This is a genomic window from Gordonia sp. CNJ-863, from assembly GCF_001942325.1.
Lineage (GTDB): Bacteria > Actinomycetota > Actinomycetes > Mycobacteriales > Mycobacteriaceae > Gordonia > Gordonia alkanivorans.
In genome coordinates, this window is the sequence record NZ_MKKG01000055.1 from 1 (window position 1) to 12,891 (window position 12,891).

At 66.5% G+C, this 12,891-nt stretch carries 10 protein-coding genes, 2 tRNA genes and 1 pseudogene; 3 read left to right on the top strand and 10 right to left on the bottom strand.

Translation table 11 applies throughout. From position 1 onward, the window contains the following. The coding region (locus tag BJF87_RS20250; protein ID WP_139319567.1) for an integrase core domain-containing protein at positions 1-254 on the top strand (254 nt) is incomplete at its 5' end. Between the two features lie 113 nt (positions 255-367). Here BJF87_RS20250 and BJF87_RS20255 read toward each other — a convergent pair. The 5 genes from BJF87_RS20255 to BJF87_RS20275 all read right to left on the bottom strand — a co-directional run bounded on the left by BJF87_RS20255 (position 368) and on the right by BJF87_RS20275 (position 3,765). Then, positions 368-440, bottom strand: a tRNA-Glu gene (locus tag BJF87_RS20255). Between the two features lie 49 nt (positions 441-489). Further along, a tRNA-Gln gene (locus BJF87_RS20260) sits at positions 490-561 on the bottom strand. 86 nt (positions 562-647) lie between these two features. Then, the gene (gene gltX, locus BJF87_RS20265; RefSeq protein WP_075863813.1) at positions 648-2,126 is read right to left on the bottom strand and encodes a glutamate--tRNA ligase; all 1,479 of its coding nucleotides are present in this window, start codon (positions 2,124-2,126) and stop codon (positions 648-650) included. 44 nt (positions 2,127-2,170) lie between these two features. Then, positions 2,171-2,995, bottom strand: a complete 825-nt coding sequence (locus BJF87_RS20270) for an alpha/beta fold hydrolase (protein WP_075863814.1) — start codon at positions 2,993-2,995, stop codon at positions 2,171-2,173. Next, positions 2,992-3,765, bottom strand: coding sequence for a fumarylacetoacetate hydrolase family protein (locus BJF87_RS20275; RefSeq protein ID WP_006359378.1), 774 nt, complete (start codon positions 3,763-3,765; stop codon positions 2,992-2,994). Before BJF87_RS20275 ends, BJF87_RS20270 begins: the two co-directional genes overlap by 4 nt. Positions 3,766-3,891: 126 nt before the next feature. Here BJF87_RS20275 and BJF87_RS20280 point away from each other — a divergent pair, with 126 nt between their 5' ends. Continuing rightward, on the top strand, positions 3,892-5,121 hold the full coding sequence (locus BJF87_RS20280) for an MFS transporter (protein ID WP_006359379.1): 1,230 nt from the start codon (positions 3,892-3,894) through the stop codon (positions 5,119-5,121). 93 nt (positions 5,122-5,214) lie between these two features. Here BJF87_RS20280 and BJF87_RS20285 read toward each other — a convergent pair whose 3' ends face one another. Both BJF87_RS20285 and serA read right to left on the bottom strand, forming a co-directional pair. Further along, entirely contained in the window at positions 5,215-6,225 is a 1,011-nt protein-coding gene (locus BJF87_RS20285) for a 3-isopropylmalate dehydrogenase (RefSeq protein ID WP_075863815.1), read from the bottom strand. Further along, positions 6,222-7,817: a phosphoglycerate dehydrogenase gene (gene serA / locus BJF87_RS20290; protein WP_042376380.1), complete on the bottom strand. Its 1,596-nt coding sequence runs from the start codon at positions 7,815-7,817 to the stop codon at positions 6,222-6,224. The genes BJF87_RS20285 and serA overlap by 4 nt, the downstream gene beginning before the upstream one ends. Before the next feature lie 331 nt (positions 7,818-8,148). Here serA and BJF87_RS20295 point away from each other — a divergent pair, with 331 nt between their 5' ends. Further along, positions 8,149-8,814: a S1 family peptidase gene (locus tag BJF87_RS20295; protein WP_075863816.1), complete on the top strand. Its 666-nt coding sequence runs from the start codon at positions 8,149-8,151 to the stop codon at positions 8,812-8,814. Between the two features lie 268 nt (positions 8,815-9,082). Here BJF87_RS20295 and ilvC read toward each other — a convergent pair. The 3 genes and pseudogenes from ilvC to BJF87_RS20310 all read right to left on the bottom strand — a co-directional run bounded on the left by ilvC (position 9,083) and on the right by BJF87_RS20310 (position 12,652). Beyond that, positions 9,083-10,095, bottom strand: a pseudogene (gene ilvC, locus BJF87_RS20300) (ketol-acid reductoisomerase). A 95-nt stretch (positions 10,096-10,190) separates the two neighbouring features. Beyond that, positions 10,191-10,694: an acetolactate synthase small subunit gene (gene ilvN, locus BJF87_RS20305; RefSeq protein WP_005199381.1), complete on the bottom strand. Its 504-nt coding sequence runs from the start codon at positions 10,692-10,694 to the stop codon at positions 10,191-10,193. After that, positions 10,691-12,652 carry an acetolactate synthase large subunit gene (locus BJF87_RS20310; protein WP_006359383.1) on the bottom strand — a complete coding sequence of 654 codons (1,962 nt, stop codon included), beginning with the start codon at positions 12,650-12,652 and terminating at the stop codon, positions 10,691-10,693. Before BJF87_RS20310 ends, ilvN begins: the two co-directional genes overlap by 4 nt. Positions 12,653-12,891: the final 239 nt, after the last annotated feature.

Consider the following 12,891-nt stretch of genomic DNA (forward strand, 5'->3'; position numbering starts at 1 on the left):
GCACCTGCACCGAGCTCGGAGTCACGGCGAAGTACACACGCCCCTACCGGCCGCAAACCAACGGCAAGATCGAACGGTTCCACCGGACCATGGCCGCCGAATGGGCTTTCGCCCGGCACTACCGGTCCGAACAAGCCCGACGCGCAGCGTTGCCAGGATGGTTGCACACCTACAATCACCACCGGCAACACTCCGCCATCGGCCGGAACGTTCCCTTCAGCCGCTTGACCAACGTCCCTGGGCAGTACAGCTAGACGACGGGGCCCTGGAACTTTCCGGCGAACCAGACCCTAGCACGGGTCCGGCCGCACTCACCTTGCAGTGAAAAACTCCCCCCTCCTGCCTGAGCAGGAAGAGGGAGCTTCTGTAGCCCCGACGGGATTCGAACCCGCGCTACCGCCTTGAGAGGGCGGCGTCCTAGGCCGCTAGACGACGGGGCCAAGGAACTTCCAGCGATCGGACCTCGCGGTCTCGATCTTCTTCAGTTCGCTGGGGTACCAGGACTCGAACCTAGAATGGCTGAACCAGAATCAGCTGTGTTGCCAATTACACCATACCCCATGGACTTCCCTTTTCCCTGAGGAAAAGTGCCGAGGAACACAATAGCAAAGGGTTACCGGAAGTCCACAAACGCGCAGTTCAGAGGGCTATTTCCCGGCGATCTCCCGGGCTGCGGCGAGACGCGCGAGGGTCTTGTCGCGACCCAGGATCTCCATCGACTCGAAGAGCGGCGGACTCACCTGCGAGCCGGTGACGGCGACACGCACCGGACCGAACGCCTTGCGCGGTTTGAGCTCCATACCGTCCACCAGAGCCGCGTTGAGCGCGTCCTGCAGCTCCGGGGTGGTCCAGGACGCCAGCGGCTCGACAGCGGCGATCGTGGCGTCGAGAACGGCCACCGCATCGGCGCCCAGATTCTTGCTCGCGGCCTTCTCGTCGATGGTGAAGTCGTCGTCGGAGACGTAGACGAACTTGATGAGGTCCCAGGCGTCGCCGAGGACCTGGATGCGCGTCTGGACGAGTTCGGCGAGTGCGGCGAAACTCACATCGTCGACCGGCTCCGACAGGTGGCCGTGACCGACCAGGAACTCCTTGAGGCGCGCGGTGAAGTCACCGAGTTCGAGCCGGCGGATGTGTTCGGCGTTGATCGCGTCGGCCTTCTTCTGGTCGAAGCGCGCCGGATTCGAATTGACCTGTCGCACATCGAAAGCCGCGATCATCTCGTCAAGCGAGAAGACGTCGTTGTCGCTGGAGAAACCCCACCCGAGCAAGGCCAGGTAGTTGAGCAGCCCCTCGGGGATGAATCCGCGGTCGCGGTGATGGAAGAGGTTCGACTGGGGGTCGCGCTTGGACAGCTTCTTGTTGCCCTCGCCCATCACGAACGGGAGATGGGCGAACTTCGGCACGAAGTCGGCGACACCGATACGGATGAGCGCCTCGTACAGCGCGAGCTGACGCGGCGTCGAGGAGAGAAGATCCTCACCGCGCAGAACGTGGGTGATCTTCATCATGGCGTCGTCGACCGGGTTGACCAACGTGTACAGCGGGTCCCCCGATGCGCGGGTCAGCGCGAAGTCCGGAACGGTGCCGGCCTTGATCGTCGTCGTACCGCGGACCAGGTCGTCCCAGGAGAGGTCGATGTCCGGCATACGCAGGCGCACAACCGGTTTGCGACCCTCGGCGCGGTAGGCCTCCCGCTGCTCGTCGGTGAGGTCGCGGTCGAAGTTGTCGTAGCCGAGCTTGGGGTCGCGTCCGGCCGCCTTGTGCCGCGCCTCGACCTCCTCGGGGGTGGAGAAGGCCTCGTAGGCCTCCCCCGCCTCGAGCAGGCGCGCGACGACGTCGGCATGGATGTCACGACGCTCCGACTGACGGTAGGGACCGTAGGGGCCACCGACCTCGGGCCCCTCGTCCCAGTCCATCCCGAGCCAGCGCAGCGCGTCGAGGATCGCCTGGTACGACTCCTCGCTGTCGCGCGAGGCGTCGGTGTCCTCGATGCGGAACACGAAGGTTCCGCCGTCGTGACGCGCCTGGGCGAAGTTGAACAGCGCGGTCCGCACGAGTCCCACATGGGGTGTACCGGTCGGGGACGGACAGAATCGGACTCGTACGGCTTCACTACTGGTCATGACCCTCAGGGTATCGAAACCGCCTCAGGCGCTGACCGGCGCGTTCAGTCCCGGAACCGCCCGCAGAAGTCGACGAGCACGCGGTTCACCTCGGCCGGTTGTTCGAGATAGCCGAAATGCCCGGCACGTTCGATCTGCACGTACTCCGCGCCCGGAATCGCCTCGGCCACCTCGCGAGCCAGCTTCGGCGGCAATGTGCGGTCGTCGGCGAAACCGACGACGAGCGTCGGGCGGGTGATGTTGCGGTACGCCGAGAGCCGGTCGGACTCCTTGTGGTGGAGTTCGAGCTGCGCACGCACTCCCGGGGTGATCGTCTGCGGCGAGAACCCGATGATGTCGAGCCAGTCCCGGGCCGAGCGGTCGTCGTCGAGGGTGTGCGGAGACAGGTTGAGGTGAGCCGTGATGGCGGCCTCGTACTCCGGCGGCAGCTTGATCTTGTTGTCGTAGAGCGCGCGCTCGCCGGCCGAGATCGCTTCCTGCAGCGGGGTGTTGCGACCGTAGGTGGCGATGAGGACAGCGGCCTTGACGACGTCGGACCGGGCCAGTGCGAGTTCCTGGGTGATCCGGGCGCCCAGCGACGTTCCCACGACGATGGCCGGACCGCGGTCCAGATACTCGATGAGCGCGGCCGTGTCGGCGACCATGTCGTCGAGGCTGAAACCCTCCGCACACTCCGACGACGGGGCGATGCCGCGGTTGTCGAAGGTGACGACGGTGTAGCCCGCCTTCACCAGCGCCGGTTCCTGATTGGCCTTCCACACGCGACCGGGACTTCCGGTCCCCATCACCATCACGACGAGCGGGCCGCTCCCGGCCACGCTGTAGGAGATGTCGATGCCGTTGACGCGTGCCGTGCTGGGAGCTGTCATGCCTTGTCCACCACCGGATTGGAGAGCGTGCCGATTCCGTTGACGGTCACCGAGACCCGCTGTCCGGCGACCATGGGTCCCACTCCTTCGGGCGTGCCCGTGAGGATCACGTCACCGGGGAGCAGGGTCATGATCCGCGTGATCCACTCGACGATCTCACCGATGTCGTGCAGCATCAACGACGTCCGTGTGCGCTGCTTGACCTCGCCGTCGAGCTCGGTGACGAGTTCGACGTCGGACGGATCGAAGGACGTCTCGATCCAGGGACCGAGCGGGCAGAAGGTGTCGTAGCTCTTGCCCCGCGTCCACTGACCGTCGGCCTTCTGCTGATCGCGGGCGGTCACGTCGTTGGCGATCGTGTAACCCAGGATGACGTCCTTGGCCTGGCCGGCCTTGACGTCCTTGCAGGGACGTCCGATGACGACGGCGAGTTCACCTTCGTAGTCCACACGTTCCGACGACGGCGGGCGCACGATCGGGACCTCGGGACCGATGATCGAGGTGTTCGGCTTGATGAAGATCACCGGGTCGGCCGGTGCCTCACCACCCATCTCGGCCGCATGTGCGGCGTAGTTCTTGCCAATGCAGATCACCTTGCTGGCCAGGATCGGAGCCAGCACACGGACGTCGGCCAGTTTCCAGGAACGACCGGTGAACGTCGGGGTGCCGAACGGATGCTCGGCGATCTCCTTGGCGACAGCGTCGTCGCCCTCCCCTTCGACGGACACGAAGGCCACTCCGTCGGGACTCGCAATTCGACCTAAGCGCATGTCCAGACCCTATCGCACCGACTGATCCCATCGGTTGAGAGCCGAGTTGGCGAACCACCTCACCGTTCTTACAATGTGAACCTCAAGTCCCATAGTATGAGATAGTAGAGAGCGGGGTGAGTTCGGATGGATGACATCGGCATCATTTCCAACACCAGGAGATGGGTCATCCTCGGATGCTCACTGCTCGCCGCGCTGACGACCACCTGCGTCGTGAGCGGCGTCGCGTATCTGATACCCGCGCTGCACACCGATGCGGAGCTGACCCTCACCGCGGCGTCGACGCTCGCCGCCGTCCCCACCATCGGCCTCACGATGGCCACATTCCTGTGGGGAATTCTGCTGGACCGTTACGGCGAACGCCGGATTCTGCTGATCTCCCTGTCGATCTCGCTGGTCGGCGCCACCGGCGCGGCCGTTGCTGCGGCCACGGATGCGTCGTATGCCCTTGTGGGAGCCGCTCTCCTGGTGGGCGGCATCGGTTCCGGCGCCGCCAACGGCGCCAGCGGCCGAATCGTGGTGGGCTGGTTCCCCGCCCATCAGCGTGGCACCGCGATGGGGATTCGGCAGATGGCGCAACCTCTGGGTATCGGGGTGTGCGCGTTGACCATGCCGGTTGTCGCCGCCACCCACGGACCCGCTGCGGCACTGGCCATCCCGGCCGTGATCACCGCCGTCGGATTGCTGGCGGTGCTGATCGGCATCAGCGACCCGTCGCGCCGGGCGACACCCAGCGGCCACGACGATGCTCCGGCGATCACTCGAAACCCCTACCGGGGCAATTCGTTCCTCGCCCGGGTTCACACCGTCAGCATGCTGCTCGTCGTACCGCAGTCGATGATGTGGACCTTCGTACCCACGTGGCTGATCGTGGCGCACGACTGGTCGCCGGCCGGCGCCGGCATCCTGATCACCGTGACACAGGTGGTCGGCGCGCTCGGCCGGATCGCCGCGGGTCGATGGTCGGACGCCTGGCTCTCCCGGATGCGCCCGATCCGGATCATCGCGGTCGCCGGCATCGCATCGATGTGCGCTCTCGCAGTGGCGGATTGGTTCGACAGCCCCGTGGCCCCCGCACTGATGGCCGTGGCGAGCGTGATCTCGGTGGCAGACAACGGCTTGGCGTTCACCGCCATCGCCGAGTTCGCCGGGCCCGACTGGAGCGGACGCGGACTCGCGGTGCAGAACACGGGCCAGTACCTGGTCACCGCCGCGACGACGCCCGTGCTGGGCGCACTGATCGCAGCGGTCGGTTTCCCGGCGGCGTTCGCGGTCACCGCGCTCGCACCGCTGGTCGCCACTCCCCTGGTCCCGCGCGACGCACAGCGCCTCGTCGAGGAGCCCGTGAGAGTTTGACCTGACCGCGACCTCAGACCTCAGCACATACGGATCAACCCACCACCGATCGCCGGGTGGTGGGTTGATGCGTTGGTGCTGGTTCGCGGAACCTCAGGAGAGGCGTTCGCGGATGCGCTTGCCGACCTCGCTGGTGACAACCGGTCCGCTGCGCTCGGCGAGGTCGTCGGCGACAGCCTTCTCGATCCGGGCCGCGGCGTCGTTCTCGCCGAGGTGCTGGAGCAGCAGTGCCGTCGACAGGATGGCAGCGGTCGGATCGGCCTTGCCCTGGCCGGCGATGTCCGGTGCCGAACCGTGAACCGGCTCGAACATCGACGGATTCGCGCCGGTGGCATCGATGTTGCCCGACGCCGCGAGTCCGATGCCGCCACTGACGGCAGCCGCGATGTCGGTGATGATGTCGCCGAACAGGTTGTCGGTGACGATCACGTCGAAGCGGCCCGGATCGGTGACCATGTAGATGGTCGCCGCGTCCACGTGGCAGTAGTCAGTGGTGACGTCGGGGAACTCGGCACCGATTTCCTCGACCGCGCGGCTCCACAACGATCCGGCGAAGCCGAGCACGTTGGTCTTGTGGACCAGCGTCAGCTTCTTACGACGCTGCTGCGCCCGCCCGAAGGCGTTGCGCACCACGCGTTCCACGCCGAAGCGGGTGTTGACGCTGACCTCGGTCGCGACCTCGTGGGGGGTGCCGACGCGGATCGCACCGCCGTTGCCGGTGTACGGACCCTCGGTGCCCTCGCGGACGACGACGAAATCGATCTCGGGGTCGCCCGCCAGCGGCGAGGTGACACCCGGGTACCGGCGCGACGGACGCAGGTTCACGTGGTGATCGAGGGCGAAACGCATGGTGAGCAGCAAACCGCGCTCGAGGATGCCCGGCGGCACCGACGGATCGCCGATGGCGCCCAACAGGATTGCGTCGTGGCTGCGCAGCGACTCGAGGTCGCCCTCGGTGAGGAGTTCGCCGTTGCGGTGGTAGCGGCGAGCACCGAGATCGAACTCGGTGGTGCTCACCGACGGAACGACGGTCTCGAGGACGCCGAGTGCCTCCCCGATGACCTCGGGACCGATGCCGTCGCCGGCGATGATTGCGAGTTTCACGAGAGGTCCACCTGCTCGATCAGAGTGGCGCCCACGGCCGAGCCGATCGCCTCGACGACGTCGTCGGCGAGCACGCTGCTGATGCGCAGCATCATGGTCGCGCCGCCGCCCTCGGCGTCCTGGGACAGACCAGCGGCGAGGATGTCGACCCCGGCATCGCCGAGCAGGGTGCCGATCTTGCCGAGCGAGCCCGGACGATCCGCGTAGCTGACGACCAGGTTGTGGCCCTCGGCGCGGAGGTCGAAGTTGCGACCGTTGATGTTGACGATCTTCTCGACCAGACGCGGCTCGGTGAGCGCGCCGGAGACGTTGTGAACCGAACCATCGGCGAAGACGGCCTTCACGTCGACGACGCTGCGGTGGTTGGGGCTCTCCGGAGCGGTGGTCACCTCGCAGGTGACGCCGCGACTCTCGGCGACGGCCGGAGCGTTGACGAAGGTGACCGGCTCGTCGAGGACGGCCGAGAACAGACCGCGCAGCGCGGAGAGTCCGAGGACGTCGACGCTCTTGGCGGCCAGCTCACCGCGGACGTCGACGACCAGCGAGGTCGGCGGCTCCTTGCTGATGGCGCCGACGAGGACACCGGCCTTGCGGGCGACCTCGAGCCACGGGGCGACCTCTTCGTCGACCGCTCCGCCGGTGATGTTGACGGCATCGGGCACGAAGTGACCGGCCAGGGCGAGACGCACGCTCTTGGCGACGTCGGTACCGGCACGGTCCTGGGCCTCGCTGGTGGAGGCGCCGAGGTGCGGGGTCACGACGACCTGCGGGAGGTCGAACAGCGGCGAGTCGGTGCAGGGCTCGGTCGCGAAGACGTCGAGGCCGGCGGCGCGGACCTGGCCGGAGTTGATGGCGTCGGCCAGTGCCTGCTCGTCGATCAGACCACCGCGCGCGGCGTTGACGATGACGACGCCCTTCTTGGTGCGGGCCAGCTGTTCGGCGCCGATGAGGCCGAGGGTCTCGGGCGTCTTGGGCAGGTGCACGGTGATGAAGTCGGCGCGCTCGAGGAGCTCGTCGAGGGTGACCAACTCGATGCCGAGCTGGGCGGCGCGGGCCGGCGAGACGTAGGGGTCGTACGCGATGATGTGCGTCTCGAATGCGGCCAGACGTGCGGCGACCAGCTGACCGATGCGGCCGAGACCGACGACGCCGACGGTCTTGTCGAAGATCTCGACACCGTTGAAAGCCGAACGCTTCCAGGTCTTCTCACGCAGGGTGGCATCGGCGGCCGGGATCTGGCGCGACGCCGACATCAGCAGCGCGATGGCGTGCTCGGCGGCGGTGTGGATGTTGGAGGTCGGCGCGTTGACGACCATGACTCCACGAGCGGTGGCGGCGGGGACGTCGACGTTGTCGAGACCGACGCCGGCGCGCGCGATGATCTTCAGCTTCTTGCCGGCGTCGAGGACCTCGGCGTCGACAGTCGTCGCGGAACGCACGAGGATGGCGTCGGCGTCGACGACGGCCTCGAGCAGCTTGGGACGGTCCGGGCCGTCGACCCATCGCACCTCGACGCCGTCACCGAGTGCTTCCACGGTGGACGGCGCCAGCTTGTCGGCGATGAGTACGACCGGGCGGCCAGCAGAGCTCACAGTCTTTTCTCCAGGTTCGGGGCAGGTGCGATTTCTCACCTTCGGCAGGACGGAGCGTCGTGGACTCTCCGTATCACACCTTAAAGGTCTGGTAGGTGGCCCCGAACAGGCGGTCTACCCCAAAAGAGGAGCCGTGTACGTGCGGCTGGGTAGAGTGTGACGGGGGTTACGACGCGCTGCGGCAAGCATCACGGAAGGGTTGCAAACCGACCGCGGGTCGATCCCACGCAGGAGCGAAGCCGGAGAGTCCCGGTACGGTGTGTTTTGACCGCCTGCCGCGACCAGTTCCGGCAGGCGTTTCGGCGCATTGCGAATCAGAAGTGGAGAGCGGATGACGAAGAAGCTGACGGCACTGTTGGCGGTTTTGGCTGCGACGGTGCTCGCCGGCTGGGGAGCGGGCGTCGCGGTCGCGGCCCCGGCGAAGATCTTCCTCGGGGGCGGCTCGGGAATTCTTGTCCTCAAAGGTGGAAACTCCGCTGCAGCCTGCACCCTGACCACGATCGGCCGCTCCAAGACCGGCAAGCTCATCGGCATCACCGCGGGACACTGCGGTAACCCAGGTCAGAAGGTCTATTCGGAGACCTTCCAGGACCGCGGCCAGGCCGGCACCATCACCCACTCGTTCTCCGACCTCGACATGGCGATCATCGAGATGGACGCCTCGCGTGTGGTTCCGCTGCGCACCGTCCGCGGCGTGACGATCCGATCGGTCGATCCCCGGCCGATCGGCTTCCCCACCATCGCGTGCAAGGAAGGCCGCACCACCGGCAACACCTGTGGCATCGCCTGGTTCTCCGAGGGTGACGTCCACCTGAGCCAGCTGTGCGTGATCGAAGGCGACTCCGGCAGTCCCGTCGTCGTCGGCGACCGCCTCGTCGGCATGGTGAACGCCTACTACTTCCTCGGCTGCTTCGGCCCGGAGACCGGCACCAACATCAAGCCGATCCTCAACCGGGTGGCCTCGGTCCCCGAGTACAAGGGATTCAAGATCGCCTGACGATTGATCGAACTTCCCTCGCGACGCCCCGGGTTCACCCGGGGCGTTGCGCATTTCTGGGCCACTCGTCGGCGCACGGCGTTGGTTGCTGGAAACCGCCCCCGAGATCGACCCTCCAGGAGAGACCCGACGACGTAGTGTCGACGGTCCCCCTGTGGGGGGCCTATCTCAGGGGTGCTTTCCAGGGGCGCTTCTCAGAGGTGGGATACGACGGCGGGCCCGCACCTTTCCAGGTGCGGGCCCGCTGTCGGTGCAGAGAGGGTGAGACTCAGGCGGTCTCGGTGATCGGACGATCAACCCAGCTCATCAGGTCGCGCAGCTTCTTGCCGGTGACCTCGATCGGATGCTCGGCGTTCTGCTTGCGCAGGCCCTCGAGCTCCTTGTTGCCGCCCTCGACGTTGGCGACGAGGCGCTTGACGAAGGTGCCGTCCTGGATGTCCTTCAGGATGGCGCGCATGCGCTCCTTGGTGTCGGCGTCGATGACACGCGGGCCCGAGATGTAGCCACCGAACTCGGCGGTGTCGGAGACCGAGTAGTTCATGCGGGCGATGCCACCCTCGTACATGAGGTCGACGATGAGCTTGAGCTCGTGCAGCACCTCGAAGTAGGCCATCTCCGGTGCGTAACCGGCCTCGACCATGACCTCGAAGCCGGCCTTGACCAGTTCCTCGGTGCCACCGCAGAGCACGGCCTGCTCACCGAAGAGGTCGGTCTCGGTCTCTTCCTTGAACGTGGTCTTGATGATTCCGGCGCGCCCACCGCCGATGGCGCTGGCGTAGCTGAGAGCGAGAGCCTGGCCCTCACCCTTCGGGTCCTGGGCGACCGCGATGAGCGCGGGCACACCCTTGCCGTCGACGAACTGACGACGAACGAGGTGGCCGGGGCCCTTCGGGGCGACCATGGCGACGGTGACGTTCTCCGGAGCTTGATCAGACCGAAGTGGATGTTCAGGCCGTGACCGAAGAACAGCGCGTCGCCGTCGGAGAGGTTCGGCTCGATGTCCTCGGTGAAGATCTGTGCCTGCGAGGTGTCGGGTGCGAGGACCATGATGACGTCGGCCCAGGCAGCAGCCTCGGAAGCGGTCAGAACCTTGAGGCCCTGCTCCTCCGCCTTGGCCTTGGACTTGGAACCCTCACGCAGGCCGATGACGACGTCGACGCCCGAGTCACGCAGCGACAGCGAATGCGCATGGCCCTGGCTGCCGTAGCCGATCACCGCGACCTTGCGACCCTGGATGATCGACAGATCCGCGTCGTCGTCGTAGAACAGTTCGATGGCCACTTTGTTTCCCTTCGATATGTGGCGCCCCTCGCGATTTTCTCTCTCGCCGAGGGACTTTTAAATTTCTCGCCGCTGTTTCCAGCGGAGTGTATAGGTCAGCGGTTGGCCGACATGCTCTTCGGTCCGCGTCCGAGCGCAACGGCGCCGGACTGGGCGATCTCACGGATGCCGTAAGGATCGAGCATCCGCAGCAAAGCCTCGAGCTTCTCCGACGTACCGGTGGCCTCGATGGTGAGCGACTCCGGCGACACGTCGATGACCTTGGCGCGGAACAGGTTCACCACTTCGATGACCTCGGTGCGCACGGTCGAGTCCGAACGGACCTTGACCATCATCAATTCGCGGGACACGGAGTTGGCCGGGTCCTGCTCGACGATCTTGATCACGTTCACCAGCTTGTTCAGCTGCTTGGTGACCTGCTCGAGTGGGAAGTCCTCGACGGAGACCATGATGGTCATCCGCGAGATCCCTTTGAGCTCGGTCGGTCCGACGGCCAGCGACTCGATGTTGAACCCGCGACGCGAGAACAGTCCGGAGACGCGGGCCAGGACGCCCGGCCGGTCCTCCACCAGGACGCTGAGGGTGTGGGTGGTGCTCACTTCTGGTCCTTCTTCGCTGCCGGCGCGTCGGCCGGGGCCGCTGCATCGGGCTTGGTCATGGTCTCGTGGATGTCGACCGGGTCGGAAGCCGCCTCGTCGTCGTCGAACAGCGGCCGGATGTTGCGGGCCGCCATGATCTCGTCGTTGCCGGTGCCCGCGGCGACCATCGGCCACACCTGGGCGTCCTTGCCGACGATGAAGTCGATGACGACCGGGCGGTCGTTGATCGCCCGTGCCTGCGCGATGACGTCGTCGACGTCCTCCTCACGCTCGACGCGGAAAGCGACGCAGCCCAACGCTTCCGACAGCTTCACGAAGTCCGGGATCATCCGCGAATGTGTCGCCAGGTCGGTGTTGGAGTACCGCTCCTCGTAGAAGAGGGTCTGCCACTGCCGGACCATGCCCAGGTTGCCGTTGTTGATCAGCGCGACCTTGATCGGGATGCCCTCGATCGCGCAGGTGGCCAGTTCCTGGTTTGTCATCTGGAAGCAGCCGTCGCCGTCGATGGCCCACACCTCGGTGTCGGGTGCGGCGGCCTTGGCGCCCATGGCGGCGGGCACCGCGTAGCCCATCGTGCCCAGACCACCGGAGTTGAGCCAGGTGCGCGGCTTCTCGTAGGAGATGAACTGTGCGGCCCACATCTGGTGCTGGCCGACGCCGGCGCAGTAGACCGCGTCGGGTCCGGCGGCCTTGCCCAGCGCCTGGATGACGAACTCCGGCGACATCGAACCGTCGGTCTGACGGTCGTAGCTCAGCGGGTACGTCTTCCGGATGCCGTCGAGGTAGGTCCACCACTCGGACAGGTCCGGTGTGGTGCCGGTGGTCGCCCGCTCGTCGCGCAGCGTCTCGGTCAGCTCGGCGATGACCGCCTTGCAGTCACCGACGATCGGGACGTCGACCGGACGGTTCTTGCCGATCTCGGCCGGGTCGATGTCGGCGTGGATGACCTTGGCGTCGGGCGCGAAGGAATCGAGCTGTCCGGTCACGCGGTCGTCGAACCGGGCGCCGAGGGTGATCAGCAGATCACTGCGCTGCAGGGCGCCGACGGCTGCCACGGTGCCGTGCATACCCGGCATGCCCAGGTGCTGGTCGTGGCTGTCGGGGAACGCGCCACGCGCCATCAGGGTCGTGACGACCGGGATGCCGGTCAGTTCGGCGAGCTCGAGCAGCTCCTCGGAGGCGTTGGCCTTGATGACGCCGCCCCCGACGTAGAGGACCGGCGCCTTGGCGGCGTTGATCAGGCGAGCCGCCTCGCGGACCTGCTTGCCGTGCGGCTTGGTGACCGGACGGTAGCCGGGCAGGTCGATCTGCGGCGGCCACGAGAACGTGGTCTGGCTCTGCAGGATGTCCTTCGGGATGTCGACGAGAACCGCACCGGGACGGCCGCTCTCGGCGATGTGGAAGGCCTCGGCGATGGTCTTCGGGATGTCGATGGCGCGGCTGACCAGGAAGTTGTGCTTCGTGATCGGCATGGTGATGCCGGAGATGTCGGCTTCCTGGAAGGCGTCGGTGCCGATCAGCGAGCGGCCGACCTGGCCGGTGATCGCCACGACCGGGACGGAGTCCATCTGCGCGTCGGCCAGCGGGGTCACCAGGTTGGTGGCACCGGGGCCCGAGGTCGCCATCATGACGCCGGCACGACCGGCGACCTGTGCGTAGCCGGTGGCGGCGTGACCGGCACCCTGCTCGTGGCGCACGAGGACGTGGCGAACCTTGGTGGAGTCCAGCAGCGGGTCGTAGACCGGCAGGACCGCGCCGCCGGGGATGCCGAAGACGACCTCGACCCCGAGCTCCTCGAGCGATCGGACCACAGACTGCGCACCGCTGACGCGCTCCGGCGCGACGGTGTGCTGACCTACCGCACGGAGGTTGCCCGCCGCGGGAGACTGCTGACGCAGTCCGGCGTTGCGCGTCGGCTCATTCCGGCCGGCGTCGGTGCGTGCTGTTGGTGCGCTCACTGCACGATCCTCATCTTGTCTGTATTTCGGTGGTGGGGTGATGTGACTACCTGACATGAAAAAACCCCCGACAGCTTCCGCTGTTCGAGGGTGGCGCGTCGATGCCGGTAGGGGTCTGCGAGGTGACCGGTCAGGCGACGCGCCAGCCGATTACTACGAGGATCCCGTTCGTCATCACGTAGATCACGGTAGGACCGTGCGTCGTTCTGAGTCAAACTCCGGACCACGCCGTCCCACAT

Bases quoted from the DNA above. Each gene is read 5' to 3' on its own strand.
- BJF87_RS20270 (WP_075863814.1), bottom strand. From the start codon at position 2,995: ATGACAGCTCCCAGCACGGCACGCGTCAACGGCATCGACATCTCCTAC.
- BJF87_RS20280 (WP_006359379.1), top strand. From the start codon at position 3,892: ATGGATGACATCGGCATCATTTCCAACACCAGGAGATGGGTCATCCTC.
- BJF87_RS20275 (WP_006359378.1), bottom strand. From the start codon at position 3,765: ATGCGCTTAGGTCGAATTGCGAGTCCCGACGGAGTGGCCTTCGTGTCC.
- BJF87_RS20295 (WP_075863816.1), top strand. From the start codon at position 8,149: ATGACGAAGAAGCTGACGGCACTGTTGGCGGTTTTGGCTGCGACGGTG.
- gltX (WP_075863813.1), bottom strand. From the start codon at position 2,126: ATGACCAGTAGTGAAGCCGTACGAGTCCGATTCTGTCCGTCCCCGACC.